The sequence below is a fragment of the Chryseobacterium sp. GW821-FHT04C04 genome, from assembly GCF_059420365.1.
This window is the reverse complement of sequence record NZ_JBWKTO010000006.1, coordinates 95472-118003: the sequence shown is the minus strand read 5'-3', so window position 1 is coordinate 118003 and position 22532 is coordinate 95472. Positions and strand designations below refer to the sequence as shown.

The 22532-nt window shown below is 36.3% G+C and carries 23 protein-coding genes; 6 read left to right on the top strand and 17 right to left on the bottom strand.

The genetic code is table 11. The annotated features are described in order from the left end of the window. Position 1: 1 nt before the first annotated feature. From AC07UM_RS20045 to AC07UM_RS20005, 9 genes are all read right to left on the bottom strand, one after another. Positions 2 to 580: a TMEM175 family protein gene (locus tag AC07UM_RS20045; protein WP_236851342.1), complete on the bottom strand. Its 579-nt coding sequence runs from the start codon at positions 578 to 580 to the stop codon at positions 2 to 4. After that, positions 573 to 1112, bottom strand: a complete 540-nt coding sequence (locus AC07UM_RS20040; RefSeq protein WP_494684357.1) for an NADPH-dependent FMN reductase — start codon at positions 1110 to 1112, stop codon at positions 573 to 575. The genes AC07UM_RS20045 and AC07UM_RS20040 overlap by 8 nt, the downstream gene beginning before the upstream one ends. 14 nt (positions 1113 to 1126) lie before the next feature. After that, entirely contained in the window at positions 1127 to 2026 is a 900-nt protein-coding gene (locus tag AC07UM_RS20035; RefSeq protein WP_152290815.1) for a pirin family protein, read from the bottom strand. 56 nt (positions 2027 to 2082) lie between these two features. Next, positions 2083 to 2394 (bottom strand): GNAT family N-acetyltransferase, encoded by a 312-nt coding sequence (locus tag AC07UM_RS20030; protein ID WP_494684356.1) that lies wholly within the window; start codon positions 2392 to 2394, stop codon positions 2083 to 2085. A 149-nt stretch (positions 2395 to 2543) separates the two neighbouring features. Further along, positions 2544 to 3419, bottom strand: a complete 876-nt coding sequence (locus AC07UM_RS20025; protein ID WP_494684355.1) for a pirin family protein — start codon at positions 3417 to 3419, stop codon at positions 2544 to 2546. A gap of 119 nt (positions 3420 to 3538) precedes the next feature. Next, on the bottom strand, positions 3539 to 4942 hold the full coding sequence (locus tag AC07UM_RS20020; protein ID WP_494684354.1) for an MFS transporter: 1404 nt from the start codon (positions 4940 to 4942) through the stop codon (positions 3539 to 3541). 141 nt (positions 4943 to 5083) lie between these two features. Next, positions 5084 to 5926, bottom strand: coding sequence for a hypothetical protein (locus tag AC07UM_RS20015; protein WP_494684353.1), 843 nt, complete (start codon positions 5924 to 5926; stop codon positions 5084 to 5086). A gap of 242 nt (positions 5927 to 6168) precedes the next feature. Beyond that, entirely contained in the window at positions 6169 to 7839 is a 1671-nt protein-coding gene (gene asnB / locus AC07UM_RS20010; RefSeq protein WP_494684352.1) for an asparagine synthase B, read from the bottom strand. A 319-nt stretch (positions 7840 to 8158) separates the two neighbouring features. Next, the gene (locus AC07UM_RS20005) at positions 8159 to 9826 is read right to left on the bottom strand and encodes a GLPGLI family protein (RefSeq protein ID WP_494684351.1); all 1668 of its coding nucleotides are present in this window, start codon (positions 9824 to 9826) and stop codon (positions 8159 to 8161) included. A gap of 185 nt (positions 9827 to 10011) precedes the next feature. On the opposite strand from AC07UM_RS20005, the gene AC07UM_RS20000 reads away from it, so the two are divergent. Next, entirely contained in the window at positions 10012 to 10962 is a 951-nt protein-coding gene (locus AC07UM_RS20000) for a hypothetical protein (protein WP_494684350.1), read from the top strand. 27 nt (positions 10963 to 10989) lie between these two features. Here AC07UM_RS20000 and AC07UM_RS19995 read toward each other — a convergent pair whose 3' ends face one another. Then, the gene (locus AC07UM_RS19995) at positions 10990 to 12195 is read right to left on the bottom strand and encodes an RsmB/NOP family class I SAM-dependent RNA methyltransferase (protein WP_494684349.1); all 1206 of its coding nucleotides are present in this window, start codon (positions 12193 to 12195) and stop codon (positions 10990 to 10992) included. A gap of 305 nt (positions 12196 to 12500) precedes the next feature. On the opposite strand from AC07UM_RS19995, the gene AC07UM_RS19990 reads away from it, so the two are divergent. Continuing rightward, on the top strand, positions 12501 to 12845 hold the full coding sequence (locus tag AC07UM_RS19990) for a zinc ribbon domain-containing protein YjdM (protein ID WP_124530704.1): 345 nt from the start codon (positions 12501 to 12503) through the stop codon (positions 12843 to 12845). A gap of 293 nt (positions 12846 to 13138) precedes the next feature. On the opposite strand, the gene AC07UM_RS19985 is transcribed toward AC07UM_RS19990, so the two are convergent. Then, positions 13139 to 14074 (bottom strand): sulfate/molybdate ABC transporter ATP-binding protein, encoded by a 936-nt coding sequence (locus AC07UM_RS19985; protein WP_494684348.1) that lies wholly within the window; start codon positions 14072 to 14074, stop codon positions 13139 to 13141. Between the two features lie 75 nt (positions 14075 to 14149). Here AC07UM_RS19985 and AC07UM_RS19980 point away from each other — a divergent pair, with 75 nt between their 5' ends. Together AC07UM_RS19980 and pheS are read left to right on the top strand one after the other, a co-directional pair. Then, a complete protein-coding gene (locus tag AC07UM_RS19980) occupies positions 14150 to 14809 on the top strand; it encodes a YceI family protein (RefSeq protein ID WP_124530702.1) in 660 nt (219 codons plus the stop codon). 127 nt (positions 14810 to 14936) lie between these two features. Continuing rightward, positions 14937 to 15947, top strand: a complete 1011-nt coding sequence (gene pheS / locus AC07UM_RS19975; protein ID WP_236851331.1) for a phenylalanine--tRNA ligase subunit alpha — start codon at positions 14937 to 14939, stop codon at positions 15945 to 15947. 281 nt (positions 15948 to 16228) lie between these two features. On the opposite strand, the gene AC07UM_RS19970 is transcribed toward pheS, so the two are convergent. Next, positions 16229 to 16999, bottom strand: coding sequence for a DUF3108 domain-containing protein (locus AC07UM_RS19970; RefSeq protein ID WP_494684347.1), 771 nt, complete (start codon positions 16997 to 16999; stop codon positions 16229 to 16231). A gap of 153 nt (positions 17000 to 17152) precedes the next feature. On the opposite strand from AC07UM_RS19970, the gene AC07UM_RS19965 reads away from it, so the two are divergent. Beyond that, the gene (locus AC07UM_RS19965; RefSeq protein WP_109738698.1) at positions 17153 to 18208 is read left to right on the top strand and encodes an NAD(P)/FAD-dependent oxidoreductase; all 1056 of its coding nucleotides are present in this window, start codon (positions 17153 to 17155) and stop codon (positions 18206 to 18208) included. Between the two features lie 12 nt (positions 18209 to 18220). Further along, positions 18221 to 18550, top strand: coding sequence for a 2Fe-2S iron-sulfur cluster-binding family protein (locus AC07UM_RS19960; protein WP_494684346.1), 330 nt, complete (start codon positions 18221 to 18223; stop codon positions 18548 to 18550). Positions 18551 to 18607: 57 nt separating this feature from the next. On the opposite strand, the gene AC07UM_RS19955 is transcribed toward AC07UM_RS19960, so the two are convergent. From AC07UM_RS19955 to AC07UM_RS19935, 5 genes are all read right to left on the bottom strand, one after another. Further along, complete coding sequence (locus tag AC07UM_RS19955) at positions 18608 to 19189, bottom strand: LOG family protein (RefSeq protein WP_494684591.1); 582 nt, start codon at positions 19187 to 19189, stop codon at positions 18608 to 18610. A gap of 32 nt (positions 19190 to 19221) precedes the next feature. Further along, the gene (locus AC07UM_RS19950) at positions 19222 to 19764 is read right to left on the bottom strand and encodes a hypothetical protein (RefSeq protein WP_494684345.1); all 543 of its coding nucleotides are present in this window, start codon (positions 19762 to 19764) and stop codon (positions 19222 to 19224) included. Positions 19765 to 19829: 65 nt separating this feature from the next. Continuing rightward, positions 19830 to 21272, bottom strand: a complete 1443-nt coding sequence (locus tag AC07UM_RS19945) for an aminoacyl-histidine dipeptidase (RefSeq protein ID WP_494684344.1) — start codon at positions 21270 to 21272, stop codon at positions 19830 to 19832. A gap of 81 nt (positions 21273 to 21353) precedes the next feature. Then, positions 21354 to 21845, bottom strand: a complete 492-nt coding sequence (locus tag AC07UM_RS19940; RefSeq protein WP_494684343.1) for a hypothetical protein — start codon at positions 21843 to 21845, stop codon at positions 21354 to 21356. A 22-nt stretch (positions 21846 to 21867) separates the two neighbouring features. Beyond that, the gene (locus AC07UM_RS19935) at positions 21868 to 22473 is read right to left on the bottom strand and encodes an LURP-one-related/scramblase family protein (RefSeq protein WP_103234885.1); all 606 of its coding nucleotides are present in this window, start codon (positions 22471 to 22473) and stop codon (positions 21868 to 21870) included. Positions 22474 to 22532: the final 59 nt, after the last annotated feature.

Sequence of the window (22532 nt, the reverse complement as noted above, 5' to 3'; positions counted from 1 at the left end):
ATTAATTTTCTTTTAATGTTTTTTCGATTCTTCTGTCCGGAATCAGCCATATGAGAGCCACGAGATAATAAAAACCTATGGCAATATAAGGATAAAAAAATGAAGTAGCGATCCCGAGGACATAAAATATAATAGAGATATATTCTTTATATTTCGAGTGAATGGCCTCTTTCAGCTTGGAATCTTCACCCTCGCATTTGATGATGACATGCTCCAGAATGGTGTAAGCAATCGCCGCCATAATGAGCCCGATACCATAGACGGCAACAGGATTTTTTGCAAAACTTGTAGTGCCGATCCACTCTGTGGCAACTGGCATCAGAGAGAGCCAAAACAAAAGGTGAAGATTGGCCCAAAGAATACTGCCATTTACTTTCTTTACCGTCTGAAACAAATGATGATGATTGTTCCAGTAGATTCCTACATAAATAAAACTGAAAATATAAGCCAGGAATTTGGGAAGAAGAGGTTTGAGACTTGTCCAGCTATTTCCCTCAGGTACTTTGAGTTCAAGCACCATGATGGTAATAATAATAGCGAGGACACCGTCGCTGAATGCCTCTAATCTTCCTTTAGTCATTCGTTTTAACCTGATTTTTAAAGTTTTGTATTTTATCTTTCAGATCATTCAGCATATCCGGATTGATCACTCCGCTTTCCATATCAAAATTTTCATAAAACTTTGGTAATGAAAAAGTATCCTTGATATCTGCTGCAAACTGAGGGAAAAATGTTTTGGCTGTATTCATCACATTTCCGCCGCCATAACCTCCGGGAGACGTACTCATCAGAAGCATAGGTTTATTCTGAAATACTTTTACATTAATCCTTGAAGACCAGTCAAAAACATTTTTAAAAGCAGCGCTGTAAGAACGGTTGTGTTCCGCAAGAGAGCAGATAATCACATCACACTCCTCAATAACTTTTAAAAACCGATGGGCTTCATCCGGAAAACCTTTCTTTTCAAGATCTACGGAGAAAACAGGCATTGTGAAATCGTTGAGGTCTATCAGATTGATTTCTTCATCCTGAAAATCTTTCAGAACAAATTTTACCAGTTCCCTGTTGATAGAAGTGGAAGAAGTACTTCCCGCAAATGCTAATATTTTCATGATCTGAACTGAATTTATTTTCTGTTTAAAATAGCCTTAGGAAGTGGAACATATTCTTTTTCGTCACCCGGAACCAAAGGAAAAGCATCATGATTCTGATCATTCCAGTTTACTTTGGCCTGGTCGAGCTTTTCTTTATCTGAGTTAACGAAATTCCAGAATATAAACCGTTCTTCATCAAATGGTTCACCTCCAAAAAGATAAACTGTTCCGTTTTCGCTCATATCAAATTCACAAAGCTTGGTGTCTTTAGCAACCATCAGCTGTTTTGAACCATATGAGTTTCCATCTGTAGTAACAGTCCCGTCCAGCACATACATTGCAGCTTCCCCATAAAGATCTTTTCCAATGCTTATTTTCTTAGCCTCTTTTGTTTTGATCTCAATGAAAAATAACTTGCTGTGTACAGGAACCGGAGATGTTCTTCCAAATGCTTCACCGGCAATTAATTTATACTGAATGCCATCTTCTTCCCAAACCGGAATATCATCCGCTTCACTATGATGAAATGTAGGCTCCGATTGTTCAAGGTGCTTCGGAAGTCCTACCCAAATCTGGAATCCGTGAAGTCTTTTATCACTGTGTCTTAAATATTCAGGTGTTCTTTCTGAATGTACAACCCCTTTTCCGGCCGTCATCCAGTTCACAGCACCCGGTTTTATTTCAAGAGCACTTCCGATACTGTCTCTGTGGAAAATAGAACCTTCCAACAGATACGTTAACGTAGATAAACCGATATGCGGATGAGGCGGAACATCAAGGTTTTGATAATCCTTTAATTCCGAAGGTCCCATATGATCGATAAAAACGAATGGTCCAACAGCTCTTTTTTCACGGAAAGGAAGAAGCCTTCCTACCAGAAAGTTTCCGATGTCTGCTGCTTTTTCTTCAATGATAAGTCCGATATTTGACATGATGATGTGATACTTGTTAAAATGTTATTCAATAAATAAGTGGTTTTGCTGAAGGGTTAAAGTTTGTCATATCCTTCAAATTTCTCATCCACGATACGTTTCCATTCAGGATGCTTCTTGATAAAAGCAAAAACGTAAGGACAGAATGGAAGAAGCTTTTTCCCACTTTCTTCAATGTAATTCAGCGTTTTCTCAACTACGGCTGCAGCGGCACCGGTTCCTGCTAATTCAGGCTCTGCTTCTGTGTGTACCAAAGCAATCTGGTGGGTCGTCTCACGATAATCGATGAATGCGTAATGCCCGTTGAATTCTATTTCAAATCTTTTCTCTGCTTTTATGAGAGGTATATTTTCAAATTCTGCTTTCATGTATTTTGTATTAAGAGCGGTCTGTTTTTTTAACAAGATTTGCTCATTATGACAGTTAAACCTTATAGGTTTTAGAAACCTATAAGGTTTGCCATTATATAAAGTTAATAAAAAAGGAATAATCAAAGATTAAGATATATTTAAATCTTTTAATCTTCCAGATATCCGAATTTTCCGGTATTGAAATCTTCGAAGGCCTGCATGATTTCTTCTCTGGAATTCATTACAAAAGGGCCATGAGGATAAATGGGTTCGTTGATAGGCTCACCGCTAATGATCAAAACAATTGAATCTTCTTTTGCTTCTATGGTGAAAATTTCGCCTTCATTTTTAAACAGTGCCAAATGATCGGTCTTCACACTTTCCTCCCCGTTGATGATGATACTTCCTTCAATAACCAAAGCGGCAGTATTGAAGTGAGGTGGAAAATTAAATTCTGCTTTTCCTCCTGATTTAAGCTTTGCATTCATCATATGAAGTGGAGTGAAAGTAGAAGCGGGACCTTTATGACCGCTATACTCTCCGGCAATTACTTCTATAAAACCATTCTCCCCTAAATCGACTCTTTCCATTGCTGAGTTTTCAATAGCCTGATATTTTGGACAGCTCATTTTATCTTTTGCCGGAAGATTCACCCAAAGCTGAACCATCTGAAAAATTCCTCCTTCTTTTGCCCATTCTGTTTCATGATATTCTTTATGAAGAACTCCTTTTGCGGCAGTCATCCATTGAACATCACCTTCTCCGATAACGCCGCCGCCGCCAGCACTGTCATGATGTTCCACTTTTCCGCTATAAGCTATGGTTACTGTTTCAAAACCTCTATGCGGGTGAACTCCCACACCTTTTGGTATTTCTGATCCATTGAAATGAAATTTCGAATTGTAATCCAGCATAATGAACGGATCCATTCTTTTCATTTCTAAACCAGGTACTCCCGGAATAAAATTATGAACCCTGAAACCATCGCCTACAAAATGTGCAGGTCGTGGAGATACTACGATTTCTACTTTTTTAGTTGCCATCACATTGTTGATTTTTTATATAAGCAAAAATATCATAGTTATCAACGAAAAGCATTGATCTGTGATAAGTTCGTAGGAAGGGTGAAAAGGCAAATGTTCGGGATTGTGATTTTACCCGACTATTCTTCCTTCGACTTCATATTTTTTCCATCCGAAATATGAAGTCTTCTGAAAACAAACCCAGATACAATTGTCAATATTCCTACGGTGAGAAATGTATAACGGAATGCATTGTGAATTTCACCTTTGATCAGGTCTGTATTTTCAAATAGTTTTAAAACAATCAGCCCGAATGCTATTCCAAATCCGATGGCCAGCTGTTGATTCACTGAAATTAATGAGTTTCCACTGCTCGTCTGGAAATTCCTGAGGTCGGCAATAGAAATAGTGTTCATAGAGGTGAATTGGATGGAGTTGAAAAAACCTAATACAGCGATAATAGGTACAAACCAATATAAAGAAGTGTGTATATCAGGAATAGCGAGCAGACAGATCAGGGTACCAATAATGAACGTATTTACCATTAAAGTCTGACGATAACCATATTTGTCTAAAATTTTAATAACAGATGATTTCCCGAAGATAGCCGTTAAAGCCATGGGAGCAATGATCCAGCCTGAAGTTACGGCAGATTGTTTGTATGCAATCTGAATCATGAGTGGAAGGAGTAGTGGAACAGAGCTGATGCCTAATCTGGTAGCAAGGTTTCCTACAATACCTACGCGGAAAGTTCTTACCTGAAACAGATTTAATGGGAATATAGGATTTCCTCCTCTTTTTGCATGTTTATAATAATAGTACAGGAATAGAAAGCCCATGATAAATACAAGTAAAACAGGGGAAATATTTTGCATATCTCCAAAAAGTTCCAGTGAAATGGAAAGCAGGAGAGAGGCGGCCGCAAAAATTAAAAAGCCTTTTAAATCAAAATCTACATCATCAGATTTATAATTGGGCATAAATTTTAATCCCAAAATAATTCCCAAAATACCAATGGGAATATTAATCAAAAATATCCAGTGCCAGGAAAGATAGTCTACCATATAACCTCCGACTAACGGACCCAGTACGGGACCAATAAGAGCTGGGATAATAGCAAAGTTCATGGCCTTGAGCAGTTCGCTTTTATCAAACGTTTTGATCAGTGCCAGCTTTCCCACAGGGGTCATCAAACTTCCTCCAACTCCCTGGATAACCCTTGAAATAACCAGGTGGGTAAGATTTTGCGACAGGGAACAAAACAGTGAACCTAAGCTGAACAATACCAATGAAAAGATGAATATTTTTTTTGTCCCAAACCGGTCTGCAAGAAATCCGCTGGCAGGCATAAAAACGGCTAAAGTCAGAACATAGCTGATAATGGCGTTCTGCATATTAAGCGGAGATTCTTTCAGGTCTTTTGCAATAGAAGGCAGGGAAGTATTCAGGATTGTGGAATCCAGCATCTGCATGAAAATAGCAGTAGCGAGAATCAGGGGAAGTATTTTCTTTATGGACGTCTGTTGTGTGCTTACTTCTGTCATTGGGTATAGGCTGGGCAGTCAAAAAACTTCCAGACTTATTTTTATGTGAAGAAATTGCTTGCTTTAAGCGGTTTGATCTTTAGATCAGGAAATCCATATAAAATTAAAAAAGTCCTGCGATATTTCACAGGACTTTTTGATTTATTTTCTAGGTTTTTCTACTCCTTTCCATTCGTCACCGGCTTTTCTATACTGGCTTAAGATGAAAGTTTTGAAATCCTTTGTCTTATATTCAATGTTATCAGTGTTTTGTTCAAACGGCATGATGTAATAGTAATCGATATCCGTTTTATCAGATTTGTTTCCTTTTTTTACAGAAGGAACATATTTTGAAAACTTATAGCTTGGAAGATATTGCTTCAGTCTAGCGTAGAAAGCTTTATCTTCTTTTTCGTTAGGAATGATATCTACAATGTTCAGATCATCTTTTTTCTTATCGATCCAAAGGTAATATGTTTTTTCTTCTCCAACATTTCTGTTGACAGAGTTGAAAGCAAATAATTCCTTCGGTACAAGCTCCTTGATTTTTTCAGGATCTACCTTTGTGTAATACTGGCCTTTTGAAGGATCTACATACGTTTCAAGGTTGTACATTAAAACAGAATTGTTTTCAAATTTTTTATTTTTAAAATATTGATTTAATGATAATTCTGCTGTCGCCCTTAGTTCTTTGCCTCTGTCATCCAATTTTTTTGTTGGATTCTGAGGGTTTACATATTTTACAAACTCATATAAAACGATAGGTTTTATATCTTTAAGGTGAGGATACGTTTTTAGCTGCTCTGCTTTTACAAGCCAGTAGAATTGTTGATAGTAGTCATCTTTATCTGCATCTTTCACACTCTTATAAGCTAAAGCAAGCTTTTTTGAATTCAGATATTTGCCATATTTTCCCTGTCCAAAAGCAAAACTTATGGCTAATAAAGCAAATAAAACAGTAAGGTTTCTTCTCATTTTTTTATAATTGATATTTTCGTTTTCCAAATATAATTATTTATTAGATATTATTTTGGATTGTCAGTTAAATTATGCTATATTATTATCGTTAATTCAAGAAAAAATCCTGTATTGCTACAGGATTGATAAATTATAACTGAGGGAGTTAGCGGTTGTGCCTGATTGTCAATAGGCAGTTTTTACTGTGTAAAGTGAATCGTGAATTATTTTACACGATGAAAATTCACAAAGGCAACGAATTGACGGTTGGTAATCGACTAATCTATTCTCTACTCGTATGAAGTTTCATGCACCTTCACGGCTCTTCCGCTTGGGTCATTCATTTTTTTGAAAGCTTCATCCCATTCCAGAGCGATAGGAGTGGAGCAGGCAACGGATGGCACAGATGGCACTGTAGCCGCAGCTGTTTCACTTGGAAAATGCTCTTCAAAAATAGTTCTGTATCGGTATTCTTCTTTGTTCTGAGGAGTGTTTAGCGGGAATCTGAATCTTGCATTAGCCATCATTTCATCCGTCACTTCTTTTTCAGCAACTTCTTTTAAAGTATCGATCCATGAATAGCCTACACCATCTGAAAATTGTTCTTTCTGTCTCCATACAATAGAATCAGGAAGCATATCTTCAAAAGCTTTTCTCAATACCCATTTCTCAATTTTTCCTTCAGCAGTATTGATCATTTTATCTTGTGGATTAAGAGTCATCGCAATATCCATAAACTCTTTATCAAGGAAAGGAACTCTGCCTTCAATGCCCCAGCTCATCAATGCCTTGTTGGCTCTTAAGCAGTCGTAAAGGTGAAGTTTACCCAGCTTTCTTACCGTTTCATCATGGAATTCTCTTGCATTGGGTGCTTTATGGAAATATAGATATCCACCGAACAATTCATCAGAACCTTCTCCTGAAAGCACCATTTTGATTCCCATAGATTTGATCACTCTAGCCAGAAGATACATTGGGGTGGAGGCTCTGATCGTGGTTACATCATATGTTTCAAGATGATAGATGACATCGCGTATGGCATCCAGCCCTTCCTGAACTGTAAAGTTGACTTCATGATGAACAGATCCGATATGTTTCGCTGCTTTTTGAGCTGCTGCCAGATCGGGAGAACCTACAAGTCCTACAGCAAAACTGTGAAGTCTTGGATACCACGCTTCCTGTGTATCCCCGCTTTCAATTCTCTGACGGGCATATTTTGCAGTAATTGCTGAAATCACAGAAGAGTCTAGGCCACCTGAAAGAAGTACTCCATAAGGTACATCGCTCATCAATTGTCTGTGAACAGCATCCTCAAGACCTTTTCTCAACTTCGCGATATCTGTTTCGTTTTCTTTTACCTGATCAAAACTGTCCCAGTCTCTGGTGTACCATTGCTGAAGATCAGCACCGTCTTTGCTGTAAACAAAGTGTCCCGGTAGGAAGGTGTCTATTTTTTTACATACGCCTTCAAGAGCTTTCAGTTCGGAAGCTACATAATAGTTTCCGTTTTTGTCCCAGCCCTGATACAGAGGGCAGATTCCCATATGATCACGGGCGATAAGATAAACATCATTCTCAGTATCATATAATGCGAATGCGAAGATCCCGTTCAGTTTTTCAATGAAATCTTTTCCGTATTTTCTATAAAGAGCCAGAATAACCTCACAGTCAGACTGGGTCTGAAACTCATAATCAGGAAATTCTTCTTTTAATTCTCTATGGTTGTAGATTTCGCCGTTGACCGCTAATACTACTTTTCCGTCTTTTGTAAATAAAGGCTGTTTTCCAGAGGTAGGGTCTACAATGGCAAGTCTTTCATGAGAGAAAATTACTTTTTCGTTCTGAAAAACTCCGCTCCAATCCGGTCCTCTGTGACGGATTTTTTTTGACATTTCTAAAATCTGAGGTCTTAATACTTCAGTTTTCTGCTGGGCGTCGAATAAACATACAATTCCACACATAATTTTTATTATTTATGAAACAAATGTAAAGGCGATGTTTATAAATAACAATAAAAAATATTTAAAAGAGAAAATATTTAATCAATTTGTGTTTTTAAGTTAAAAATTTTAACTATTTATTGAAATTGACAGGTGTTTGATTAATTTTTTTCGTTGGCTAAAATTTATGCAATTTCCATACGAAATAAAAATGACATATTTATTAATCTATGGTAATTTATTATATGAATTTTAACCCTTACTTTGTGGCTCGAAATAATTTTTTTTCATCATTTGTGTTTTTACCTTCTTGCAATTCTCATGCAAGAAGGTTTTGTTTTTATTGGACTCCCAGTAACGTTCCCGAAACATTCCATGAGCTGAAACTTGTTCCTTCTGTAGGACCCTGTGGGATTTTTACCTGAATTGTGTGTTTTCCCGCTTTCAAATCTCCAAGAGGAATGAAGTTAGGATTGGTAACCGTTCCCGGGCACCAGTTTGATCTGCTGAGGTCTGATGAAGAAAGTCCGTCCGGGAAATTTCCTGAAGCAGGATTGTAAAGACGATATGATCCGCAGTCTGTTCTCCATGGTACAAATGAAAATACCGGTTTTTCATCAACAAAAATAGAATTGGCTTTTGGAACGAATTCATCTCCGTTTTCCCAGCCTCCATGTCCGGTAGTAGTATATCTTAGCTGCGCGTTCTTCAGATCTTTATGTAGAGTGAAACTAACAAGCAGTCCTTTATCCTGATTAAACATTGTGGAATAATCCTGCCCAGCCATTTCCATAATATTTAAAGTATTAAACAAAGGGATGGCGATATTATTTTTATAAATATTCTGGTCACTCTTGTGAATGGTAATATCAAGACTTACTTTGTGTCCTCCCTTATCATAATTGCCAATAAATGTACCTACCCAAAGCTCTTTTCCTGATAATGCAGGTTTCAGCTCTGTGATATCTTCTCGGTAAGGGCTGATTGTCTGCCAGGTTTTTCCTTTAAGCTGAATATGATTGAACTTCTGGATTCCAAAAGGGGTAAAGAATCGCATCATTTCCATAGCAGGGCTGTAGCTGTCTGTAGTCGTTATCCCGTAATACTGCTTTCCATTTCCGTTTTCGTAGACAGGAAGTGTTTTTGCTCCTTTTTCTAATCCATCAAAAAAAGACTTTTCTTTATCCTGTGGAATGAAAAATACAGTTCCGGTTCTGTCATAGGCATCTCCGTTCGACTGTTGTTTCAGTTCTACAAAAATATTTTCACCTTCTGTAATAGCAGGAAATTTTATCTTTTTAAGAATAATGGTACCATTAGCATATCTCTTGATCTGATCGTCGGATTTGGAGGCATCAGAGAAATTGATGGTCTCATTTTCAAAAACGGTCAGGGTGGTAAATCTGCTTTTCCAAAGAAGGTCTTTATACCCTAGCTGATCGGTAGTTTGTATATTTCCTTTCAGGATATTTTCAATTCCTGTATTTTTAATTTTCTTAATGGAACTGGCTGTCACTAAAGAGTTTTTATTTCGCTCAACTTCCAGAACCAGCCCTAAATTCTGTCCCAAAACAGAAGGTCCGCCTTTCAGCTTCAGGTCATTTGTATACCAGACTTCAATGGTATTTGAATTGACTTTTGTAACGGCTTTTTTACAGTTATATCCTAAGATTTTTTTTGTTTCATTGGTGAGTTCAAAATCCTGTTTTCCTACAGACTCGGCATCAGATGTTGAAATAATGGATTCTGGTTTTAAAAAAGCATACGAAACAATTGTATTTAACGGCTTTTCAACCTTAGTGATTTCATAAGGGAAGTTGCTTTTTTGTTCTTTGATTGTGCTGTTGAGGATGAAATTTTCTTTCTCATTAACCCAAACTATGGTGGAGGGCTGGTCAGCAGTTGTTTTTCCGTTATATGAACTGATATACTGAATTTCGTAGGTCTGTGCAGAAAACAGACAGTATAAAAAAACAGCTAGAAAATTGAAAACAATTCTTATATGCATAAATAAATGAGTTTGCTGCAAAGTTATTATAAACTTTCCACAGCATCATACGGTTTTAATCTATACAGTTAGTAGACAACGTAGTAGAAATGTTACAAAAATTATTACATTTTTTGGAAAGATTTTAAAACAATCTTGGGCTTGAAATAATTTTACAAATCTTACGTTCAATCAAAAAACTAACCTTGAAACATTTTTTCTTATTCTTCCTATTTCTTATATCATCAAATTTTGCAGAGGCTCATAAACCTAAAATAAGAGTTGAAACTTTTAGAAATGTAAAGACATATTTTCAATCAGAATTTAATTTTAATCCTAAAACAATTGGATCAGAAGATTTAAAGATACGGGTCATTGGGCAGCTTTCAAGTGTTATTGCTGAAAACCTGGGATATTCTGATACGATTATGATTGAAAGAAAAACCTATTATCCTCATGATCCCAATCAGAAGTTTTTTATTCTGGAAAATAATAATTCTCAGTATAAGCTCGCTGTTTTGGATCGAGGTATTTTGCTGAAAAGTAATAATAAGGGGTTAGCTATAAGGATTTTGAGTGAAAATATAAACGTGGTTGATGTTTTAAAGCTTGTGGAATATTCTATTCTGAATCGCAAGAAACTTAATAAGAAACTTATTACCAAAACCTACTTTTATGGAGAAGAAAAGTTGATGATATTAGCAAATTCTGAAGATTTTATTCGAAAAATATGTAAAATGCAATCCAAATTAGTCGATGAAGTTATTAATAACAATGTTGAATTATTGAATAATGGATTTTTAGAAACCAAAATTTCCTGGAAAAATGGAAAATTTATATTTGGAATGAATTGCATTTATCCAACCAGCGGTGATTACCATAAGTGTGAATTAAGTGATTATGAAATTGAAGATTTCAAATATTATGTAGATTCTGCTTATTCAAAATATTTTTTGATTTTTCATTCTCCCAAATTATTTACTTATTTTGATGGAAGCCGTGATAATACATCAGCTAAAATAGAAGTTGAAAATAGTTCATGGTATCCGTTTCAGTCCTCGAAAGATAACTTCAGGGATAAAATAATTTTATTTGATAATAATAGGTATTTCTATGTGTATAATTTCAAAAAAAAACTACTCCAAAGAATAGAGTAGTTTTATGTATTGTCAATTGGGTTTGGATTAAGAAACTCTCTCAATCAAAGCCATATAGAATCCGTCATACCCTTGGCTAGGCATTACTTTTTCATCTTTAACCATTTTGAATCCAGGATTGCTTTTGATGAATTCTTCTACCTGCATATTGTTTTCAGAAGGAAGGATAGAACACGTTGCGTATACCATTTTTCCTCCTTTTTTTAGCATTTTAGAATAGTCCTGAAGAATTTGTTGCTGTTCTTTTTTAATTCTGTCAATAAAGTCCTGATCAATTTTCCATTTACTGTCCGGATTTCTTTTTAAAACTCCAAGACCTGAACACGGTGCATCGATCAAAAGTCTGTCTACTTTTTCGTGAAGACGTTTGATGACTTTGTTGTCAGAAATCATACGGGTTTCAATGTTGTGAGCACCTGCTCTTTTTGCACGACGCTTCAATTCAGCTAATTTCCACTCAAAGATGTCTAATGCTATGATCTGACCTTTGTTTTTCATGATTGCTGCCAAGTGAAGTGTTTTTCCTCCTGCACCTGCACACGCATCCACTACTCTCTGGCCTTCTTGTACATCAAGGAAATAACCGATCTTCTGAGAAGAGGCATCCTGAACTTCAAATAATCCTTCTTTGAAAGCTGTGGTAAGGAAAACGTTTTTCTTTTCTTCCAGCTGAACAGCATCAGGATAATTTTTAATAGGAAAAGCAACGACTCCCTCATCAGAAAGATCCGAAATAAGTTCCTTGGGAGTTGTTCTTAGAGAGTTCGCTCTTAAAACTGTAGGAGCCTGCTCGTTCAAAGCAAGCATTTCTCTTTCCCAGTTAGTCCCCAATTCTTTTTCAAGGGTTTCAGCCAGCCATTCAGGGATAGAATGTTCTATTGCTTTTGTAGGAACACTATTCTTTTTAAGCTTTGTAAGAATATCGGCGATTTTGATTCCGTCAAATTCTTCAAATTTTTTATAATTGGTTTTGCTCCAAAGCAAATAGGCGATGATGAGTTTGTAGATATTGTTTGGTTTCACCCCTTCACCCATATAGTATTCAAGGCGTTTTTTCCAACGGATAATATTGTAAAAAATTTCAGAAACAACAGCTCTGTCCTGGCTTCCCCATTTTCTGTTTGCTTTCAAAAGTCTTTCAATAACTTTATCGGCATATTTGTTTTTCTCAAAAAATGTCTCCTGTAGGGCATCGTGAATTCCGATTGCCAAGTTTCTGTGAATAAGTTCCATAAATTTGCTTCGCTGTTTGAATCTGCAAAAATACGACTTTTAATTGAGAGTTTAGAATTTGGGGTGGGAGAGTTGATAAAGGACGATGAATAGTGGATGGTCAAGCCGCTTGGCTTGTGAATTTTTTTGTTCGGGTTGCGTGATTCGAGAGGCGAGGTTATGAACCATCAATATATTATACAGAGAGATTTTCTAATGGGAGATTGCTCATTCACTTTGCAAAGCAAAAATTGACTTATTGACAGTGCTGTTATTCCCCTTGACTTCAACCCCTAAAAAGCTCTACCTTTGCAAAAATTAAAAATATGAGTGATACAGTACTTTGTCCGAAATGCAGCTCCGAGTTTACCTATCCGAGCGATAATATGATGGTCTGTTCCCAGTGCTTCTACGAATGGAACCCTGAGGAAGCAGTTTCTGAGGCAGCCAGCGAAGGAAAAATATTGGATTCAAACGGAAATGAACTTCAGGATGGAGATTCTGTAGTGGTAGTAAAAGACCTTCCTGTAAAAGGAGCGCCAAAACCTGTAAAGGCGGGTACTAAAGTGAAGAATATCCGTTTAAGACCAGGAAGTGATCATAATATTGATTGCAAAATTGATGGTTTCGGAGCGATGGCTCTTAAGTCAGAGTTTGTAAAGAAAGCATAAGAAAACGTTGTTTTTTATGTCATAAAAATAAGAAAAGGAAAAGATTGGACAGGGTAATCTTTCATAAGACTTAATTGCAAGATTGCTAATGTCCGTCTGGAAGGCAGAAAGAGAAATAACCAAAAATTTCCTTATGCTTTGGAGGTACAAATGTAAGAAAAAGTTTTATAACTGATTCTTATGTTTGTATTTTTTTATGGGTAAGTATAAGGAAATGTAGGTCTTATGTGATGTATACTGAAAAGCAAAATTGTAAATAAAGACTCATCTGGTAAATAAATTTGCCTTTTGCTTTACATAAAAGAAATAGTAATCAATCCCTCTAGTTTTTCATCAGTATAAACCACTATTTCTTTATTCCTTGCTTTAATTTTGTTCCAATAATAGTTTCCTGCAAATCGGCTTTCAAGGACTTCGGCTTCGAGACCGGTTTCAGTGATTTTTATTTCTTTAGGGTAATAGGAGAATTTTGAAAGCTGGAAATTTTCAGCTTCAGTTTCACTGAAGATATTTACTTCTCCGAATAATTTCGCAACATAAGAGTTGTAAGGACGTCTGTAAGTTTCTTCCGGACTGTCATTTTGAATCAGTCTTCCATCCTGTAAAATGACGATCTGATCCAGCCATGGCATAATATCCTGAAGTTCGTGAGTAGAGATGATTAAAGAAACGCCATGCTGCTTTACATATCTGAAAAGCCGTTCTCTGAGTTCAATTTTTCTCGGAAAATCCAGATTGCTGAAAGGTTCATCTAAAATCAGAAGTTTTGGAAGCACAGATAAGGCTCTGGCAATGGCCACTCTTTGCTGTTGCCCGCCGCTTAAATATTTGGGAAGTACATTGGTAAATTCCTGAAGTCCTACTACCTCTAGAAGTTCCGTTACGGTTTCTTTCTTTTGTTTTAAATTGATATTTGAAATAAATTTCCCTACATTTTCGGCAACGGTAGCGTAAGGCATAAGGTCAAAATTCTGTGCTACGAATTTCATTTCTGCTTCTCCGGGAACGAGGTTTCCTTTCGGTCCCAAAAGCCGTGTTCCGTTAAAAATAATTTCTCCGCTTTCCCAGTCAAGAAGACCATAAATAAGGTTGAGAAGAGTAGATTTTCCGCATCCGCTTTCTCCCGCAAGTGCTATAATTCTGTTTTCTTCAAACCTTAGGTTAAGGTTCTGAAACAGGGGGGTTTCTTTGGTGTGAGAGAAAAATAAATTGTTTATTTCTAATAGCATATTACAAATGTAAGGTTTTTATGAAAACATAATTTTTTTTATTATATTAGCGGAACTAATAAAAATAAATCAAAAATGAGAAAAAAACTGTTTTCGTTAGCGATTCCTGCGTTATTTATTGCTGCTGTAATGGTTTCTTGTAAAAAAGATAAACCGCTTACTAGTGAAAGTAATGAGGTGGCGACTACCAAAGAAGGTAGCCAGTTCACTTTGGATACGTTAAACAGTAAGGTTGAATGGAAGGGATATAAAGTATTTAAATCTGAAAATACGAGCCATTTTGGAACAATCAAGTTTGAAAGTGGAGATGTGACGGTGAAAGACGGAAAACTCGAAAGCGGAAAATTCGTTGCTGATATGAACTCATTAACTTCTGTGGACTTGAAAGACAGCCCGGAAGATTTAGGGAAATTAAATGGTCACCTTAAGAGCGGGGATTTCTTTGAAGTTGAAAAATTCCCGACAGCTTCTTATGAAATTACAAAAGTAACTCCGGCTACGGAAGGAGATTATAATACTCTTTTAGAAGGTAATTTAACCATTAAAGGAATTACAAAACCCGTTCAGTTTAAGGCTAATGTTTCTGTGAAGGATGGAGAGGTGAGTGTAGCTACTGAACCGAAAGATATCAAGAGAGAAGAGTTTGGGGTGAAGTTCCAGGCTCCTGCTGAAAACGGTGTAATTAAAGACGAGGTAACTCTTCAGATCAGCGTTAAAGCTTTAGAAAAGAAATAATTTTTTTATTTAAGTGAAATAAGTGATTGAAGTCTGCCTCCCGAAAAAGAGGCAGATTTTTTTATAACGGACTTATTTTTAAACTTAAAAGTCGTATTTTTGCAAAACATTTTGAAAGGGTAAAATAATGATAGAAAAGATAGAAGAACTACTGATCGAAGTAAACGGCTTCAATGCTAGCTCTAAGGAAGATATCGAAAACTTCCGAATCAAGTACAACGGTAAAAAAGGGGTTCTGAATGATTTTTTTGAAAAATTTAAAGAAGTTCCTAACGACCAGAAGAAAGAATTCGGACAGAAGATCAATACTTTAAAACAAGCAGTTGCTGTAAAATTGGAAGACTTGAAAAGTTCTTCTGAATCTTCTGTTGTGGTAGAAAAAGAAGATCTTACAAGACCTGCTTTTCCATTGGATTTGGGCTCAAGACATCCGATCAATCTTGTTAAAAACAGAATTATCGAAATCTTCAAATCGATTGGCTTTGCAGTAGCAGACGGTCCTGAGATTGAAGATGACTGGCATAACTTTACGGCGCTTAACCTTCCGGAATATCACCCGGCAAGAGATATGCAGGATACGTTCTTTATTGAGCAGAATCCTGATATTCTTCTAAGAACGCATACTTCTTCCGTACAAACCCGTTATATGGAAGAAAACCAGCCGCCAATCAGGATTTTATCTCCGGGAAGAGTTTTCAGAAATGAAGCGATCTCTTCACGTTCTCATTGTATTTTCCATCAGATTGAGGGATTGTATATTGATGAGAATGTAAGCTTTGCAGACTTAAAGCAAACGATTCAGTTCTTTACGACTGAACTTTTCGGAAAATCTAAAATCAGAATGAGACCTTCATTCTTCCCGTTCACTGAGCCAAGTGCTGAAATTGATGTGTATTGGGGATTGAACTCTGAAACAGATTATAGAATCACGAAAGGAACAGGATGGCTGGAGATCATGGGATGCGGAATGGTAGATCCTGCCGTACTGAAAAATGTGAATATTGATTCTGAGAAATATTCAGGATATGCATTCGGAATGGGTATTGAAAGAATCACGATGCTTCTTTACCAGATGAGTGACATCAGAATGTTCTTCGAAAATGATATCAGAACACTGGAACAGTTCAAAACACTATAAAAAATCAAACCTCCGGAGCTCCGGAGGTTTTTGTTTTTAATTACTGACCTAAGAAACAAAACGTAACTAAAAACTGATCTTTATTGAAAAATTTACACGTGTCTGTTTCTTATGCCCATACTTCGGTTTCGAATCTGTTAGATACCTCAACGAAGTATTGACATGCTGCAGCTCTTTTGTCTGCCTCTATCATTAAGACAATCAATATTAACATTCTATTACATTGAACATGAAAAAAGCCTGTAAAATTATTTACAGGCTTTAATTTTAAAAAATATTCTTTATTTGCTAAACTTTAAAGGATATTTTACATTTTTATAATCATCAATACTAGCTTTTAATGAACCTACTGCCAGTTCAGCTTTCAACAGCATAGGAACGTGATTGGCATCGTTGGAAACCCACATCGTTACCCCTTCTTTTTCTTTAAATACCCTTCCGCTTTTTACAGATGGAATAATTTTTAAACAATTGATGGTACCGAATTTTGTCTTTAAATTTTCTGTCCCTGTCACCTTTAGCTGAAAAGGAAACATTTCGTCATCAATCCATACATTCATATTGATGATAGTTCCCACTTTCAATTCATCCGGGCTTTTACTTCTTAAATAGTAAAAACAGGAAAGCATATCCTGAACTCCTTTTATAGATTTTAAAACCTTAGAACCATTGGCAGGTGTCTTTTTATCCGTTAAAATCAACGTATTATTATCGTGATTGAAAACCGTTTCAAAATGCTGGCGATAGCTTCCTTCACGTACATTTCTGACATAAAAGCTTGGTAACCCTGTCTGTGTATTGATAAAACTTTCATATAAATCTTCCACTTTGAAGAAAGCTTTTACAGCACCTGTAGTCTGCCCTGTCCCTTTCACATAGAGATGGGGTACCCCTTTGTAGTTGGTTTGCTTTGTCGTAAGGTTCGCAGTTCCTGCATTAAGGAAACCGTAGTGAATTCTAAGAGTGATAGATTCGCCGTCTGCGATGTTATCAATCTGGGCCGAACCTAAAAAGAATATAAGTACTGCAAAAAGGTTTAAAATTTTCTTCATAACAAGACATTTACAAAAACGTTGCCAAATTTAAAATCTTAATTGATAGATATTTGACAAATCTCAGGTTTTTATTTAGAATCAATTAAATATGCTTCGCATTAAAATTAGTAAATTTGCAGCTACATGTATAATTAAATTATCTTAAAGATTATGATAACCACTGATATATTGATCATAGGTGCGGGACCTACAGGACTTTTTGCAGTTTTTGAAGCTGGTTTATTAAAAATGAAGTGCCATATTATTGATGCGCTTCCACAACCGGGAGGGCAGTTGGCGGAACTTTATCCTAAAAAACCTATTTTCGATATCCCAGGTTATCCTTCAGTGAATGCTGGAGAATTGGTGGATAATTTGATGGAGCAGATCAAGCAGTTTCAGCCAGGATTTACTTTAGGTGAGACCGCTGTTTCTTATACAAAGGTAGATGATGAGTGGTTTGAAGTGATCACTAACAAAGGAACGGTTCACAGATGTAAAGCAATTGCAATCGCTGGTGGATTAGGGACATTTGAACCTAGAAAACCTGCTTTCGATAATCTTGCTGATTATGAAGAAAAAGGTCTTGAATATTTCGTTAAAGAGCCTGAGCATTTCAGAAACAAAAAAGTAGTGATCGCCGGAGGGGGAGATTCTGCTTTGGACTGGAGTGTTTTCCTTTCCAATGTTGCGAGTGAAGTGACATTGATTCACAGAAGAAATGAGTTCCGTGGAGCTTTGGATTCTGTAGAGAAAGTTCAGGATCTTAAAAACCAGGGGAAAATTAAATTAATTACTCCTGCTGAAGTTACTGGTGTTAAAGGTGACGGAAAGGTTGAAGCTATCACAGTACAGGTTGACGGGCAGGATGCTTACGATATTGAAACAGATTATTTTATTCCTTTATTCGGGTTGACTCCAAAATTGGGTGAGATCGGAAACTGGGGATTGAATATTGAGAAAAATGCAATTGTTGTAAACAATGCTCTTGATTATCAGACAAACATTGACGGAATCTACGCCATTGGAGATATCAATACGTATCCTGGAAAATTGAAGTTGATCCTTTGTGGTTTCCACGAAGCTACTTTGATGTGTCAGAGTGTGTACAACAGATTAAATCCAGGTAAAAAATTCGTTTTAAAATATACAACCGTAAGTGGTGTAGACGGATTTGACGGAAGCCGTAAAGAAGCAGAGAAAGCAGTTGTGAAAAAAATTGACTAGTTTTGCAGAATTATGTCAGATGTTAATATTAAAATCACCGACAGAGAAGGTGTAACCCACGATGTCGTAGCTCCTACGGATATGTCCATGAATCTAATGGAAATTATCCGTGCTTATGAATTGGCAGAAGAAGGTACTATTGGTGTATGCGGAGGAATGGCGATGTGTGCTTCATGCCAGGTATATGTAATCAATGATCCCGGTTTGGAAACAATGGGAGATGAAGAAGATGCCATGCTTGCTGAAGCTTTCCATGTGAAAGAGAACAGCAGATTGGGATGTCAGTTACATATTGCCGATGCCATGGAAGGGCTCGAAGTGGTAATTGCTCCTTATCCTTAGAAAATATTTTTTAATCTTAATAAGAAACCCGTCCGAATTTTCGGACGGGTTTTGTTTTTATACTTCGTCTTTAGAAATCACTTTCCAAACTGTAGGAGCCTGATAGTTTCTCATCTTTTCCAGCAGCTCTTCAATAGTATCACTGATTAGAAGCATATCTTTGTTGACCTGCTTTAAGAATTCTTTATCTACCATGGTTTGAATCAGTTTGATCAGATCATCATAAAAACCGTCAATATTCAAAATTCCGATTGGCTTTTTGTGAAGCCCAAGTTGTGCCCAGGTGATCATCTCGAAGAGTTCTTCCAGTGTTCCATAACCGCCTGGCAGAACGATGACTCCGTCGCAGAGTTCATTCATTTTGGTCTTTCTTTCATGCATTGTTTCCACGATGATGAGCTCTGTCAGATTTTTGTGGGCAATTTCTTTGGTTTGTAAAAACTGGGGCAGGACTCCGATTACCTTACCATTTTCACTTAAAGCCCCATTGGCTACTGTTCCCATTAAGCCGGTTTCCGAACCGCCATAAACGAGTTGTATATCTTGTTTTGCTAAGGTTTGTCCAAGCAGAAATGCCTGTTCTTTGTAAATGTCATGCGAGCCGAAACTTGAGCCGCAGAATACGGTGATACTTTTCATTGTTTTTAATATATTCATTATCTATGTATTTTTTAAAACTCACACCAATTATTTAACATTGCTTTTTTATATTTTTTTGGTGCTATCATTGGACATGAATTTTGATTAGCAATTTTAGTTTTGATGTATTTTTCATCATCAGAGCCATAGCTAAATGTTGCTATAAATTTATTGGAGTTGATTTTTTGTAAATACTTATCAATAATTAAGATAATTTTATTTAGTCGTCGATCCATATAATTTCCTACAAAAACCTTTTTAACAAGAACATTATTATCAATGATTTTGAATTTTAAATTTGTTCCGTCATCTATACAATGGTTTAGCCATACTTCATCACCTTTTTTATTAGCTATATCTCTAATTTTATTATTTAATATGGTTAAGTCATCTTTTGAAATTTCTGATTCATATTCAACATGTTCTAGAAGTGTATTCAAAAAATGCAACTTTCCATTTTTTATTATCACTAAGCTCGTCGTTTCACAAGAATAAACTCTAAACTCTAAATTTTGAGCCTTTACATATAAAAATGATATTATGAGAAAAACTAGGGATAATATTCTTTTCATCATATTTAAAAATTAAAAATATCCAAAATCATAAGACTTTGGATATTCAATATAGTAATTTTAATGTTCTATTTCTGAGGAATATTCGCTAAAATATCTTTCAGGAAACTCCAGAATTTTTGTGCTGAAGGAATATTGGCTCTTTCGTCAGGTGAGTGTGCTCCTCTGATCGTTGGTCCAAAGCTTACCATCTCCATTTCTGGATAGTTGGCACCGATGATACCGCACTCAAGACCAGCGTGACAAGCTACTACATGAGGTTTTTCATTGAACTTCTCAGTGTAAAGCTTCTCCATCAATTGTACAATCTCTGAACCTGGTTTTGGTTTCCATCCTGGATATGAACCGCTGAATTCAACATTCATTCCAGCCAGTTCTGCTACAGATTTCAATTGTTCAGCTACCGAATATTTAGAAGAATCTACAGAAGATCTCGTAAGATTTAAAATCTTAAGCTCTCCACCTTTTAGTTCTACTCTTGCTACATTATTGGAAGCTTCTACAAGATCTGCCACATCCGGGCTCATTCTGTATACTCCGTTGTGAAGAGATTTTAAAGTAAGGATGATCTTTTTAGAATCTGCTTCAGAAGTAGCTTTGTCAGAAGACGTAGAGTTCTCAATATTGATCTGAAGTCCCGGTTCTACAGAAGCAAATTCTTCCAAAATATCCTTTTTAAGAGCGGTTGCTTCTTCCATAAATTCCTGCGCATTTCTTACCGAAATAATCGCAGCACCTTCTCTTGGAATTGCATTTCTCAATCCACCGCTGTCGATAGAGATCAATTCTATATTTTGTTTCTCCAACCCTTTATAAAGAAGTCTTCCCAAAATAATATTTGAGTTTCCGAACCCTTTGTGAATATCCATTCCGGAATGTCCTCCCTGAAGACCATTTACAGTGATCTTTACAATTTGTCCTTTTGATGCTTCAGTTGGATAACTTTGAGTAATCGTTACATCAACTCCTCCTGCACAACCGATATCGATCTCGTCATCTTCTTCCGTATCAAGATTCAATAGAATTTGTCCTGCCAATTGACCTGGTTTTAATCCTAAAGCACCCGTCATTCCTGTCTCCTCATCAATCGTGAAAAGAGCTTCCAATGCAGGATGAGGAATATCTGAGCTTTCAAGGATAGACATGATAGTAGCTACTCCCAAGCCATTGTCGGCCCCTAAAGTAGTTCCTTTTGCCTTTACCCAGTCCCCATCAATCTCCATTTTGATTCCTTCCGTTTCAAAATCAAAATTAACATCATTGTTTTTCTGGCAAACCATATCAAGGTGCGATTGAAGCACAATCGATTTACGGTTTTCCATTCCTGCAGTAGCAGGTTTTTTAATAATAACGTTTCCTACTTCATCTACCGTAGTTTCCAGTCCTAAATTTTCACCAAATCCTTTGATAAAAGCTATTACTTTTTCCTCCTTTTTTGAAGGTCTTGGAACAGCATTTAATTTGGAGAAATTTTTCCATATAATCTGCGGTTCTATATTAGATAATTCCATTGAATTTTATTTTTCTCAAATTTACGAAATAAAAAATGCTTCCGTGAGGTACAGAAGCATTTTTGTATGATTTCGCTTTTATTAACATCCACATTCTCCATAGATGGGAGTAGTGAATGTAGTGCCATCAGGTTTCTCAATTGTCAGAGTTCCTTCAAACAGTAAAGCTTCTTCGCCTTTTATTTTTTTACCTTTTACAGAAATTTTATAATCATCGTTTTCTATTTCCTTGGTAAGCAGTTCATCTACTTCCATATCACTTGATGAGATAAGATTAAGAGCCAGTCTTTTGCCGTCCAGCATCATATAAGCTGTTTTTCCGGCATCATCAGCATAGATGTATCTTTCATTTTCAAAATCAGCTTTGCTTATAGCAAAATAGCATGAACATTCTTTGATCTCTTTCGGAAAAGGAATCGTTCCCACCAGAATATTTCCTGATGAAGATCCAGTTGAAGCAGAGTCTTTAGCAATATGTAAAGAATCAGCAGGAGCAGAACCTGAAACGGTTTCTTTTTCCTTTTTGCAGGCTACCAGTAGAAATGCGGAAAATACAATGATTAAATATTTCATGTGTTTGTGGTTTTATTATTTATTACCCTCTTGCTCTTTCAAGAAGTGTCATCATTAATAAAGAAAGGATTACCAAGCTTTCCTCCTCGTCATCAATATCGATCAATCTGTCCAGCTGGAATCTTCTTCCAAAGAATGAAGGCATTTTTTTCAGTTTAAAATAAGCCTTTCCGTCAATACCTGTTACAGTATAAGAAGGATTAAGGAAATATCCCGTGAACATTCCAATGATAGGAAGTTCTCCTACAAAGCTGTCCCAGAATCTGACCCATGCACTGTCTTCCTGAACTTTAAACTTAGGCTGGTCTTTGGCATCCAGAATATCATAACTTGCTTTCCAGATAGAACGCATTCCTTTTCTTGCCAATCTACCGAAGTTTTTATTATCAACAATGTCATTCAAAGAATAGGATGCATTGAAATCAATCCATTTATTTGCTCTGATTCTGAAAAGTTCTTTAGACTTGCTCTCATCATTGAAAACGATAACATCTTCTTTTAACTTGAACATTTTCTGACGAACATACGCTACATAATTCCCGTTTTTGTCAGTAATGTTGAAGTCACTTGCTAAAGTAGTGATTTTGAATTTGAAATCCAGAGGATAATTAAGATTGTTAAGTACCATGTTAGTTTGTTTTTTTCATATTAATTTAAGCCGCAAATATAAAGGTTTTTTTAGAGTTT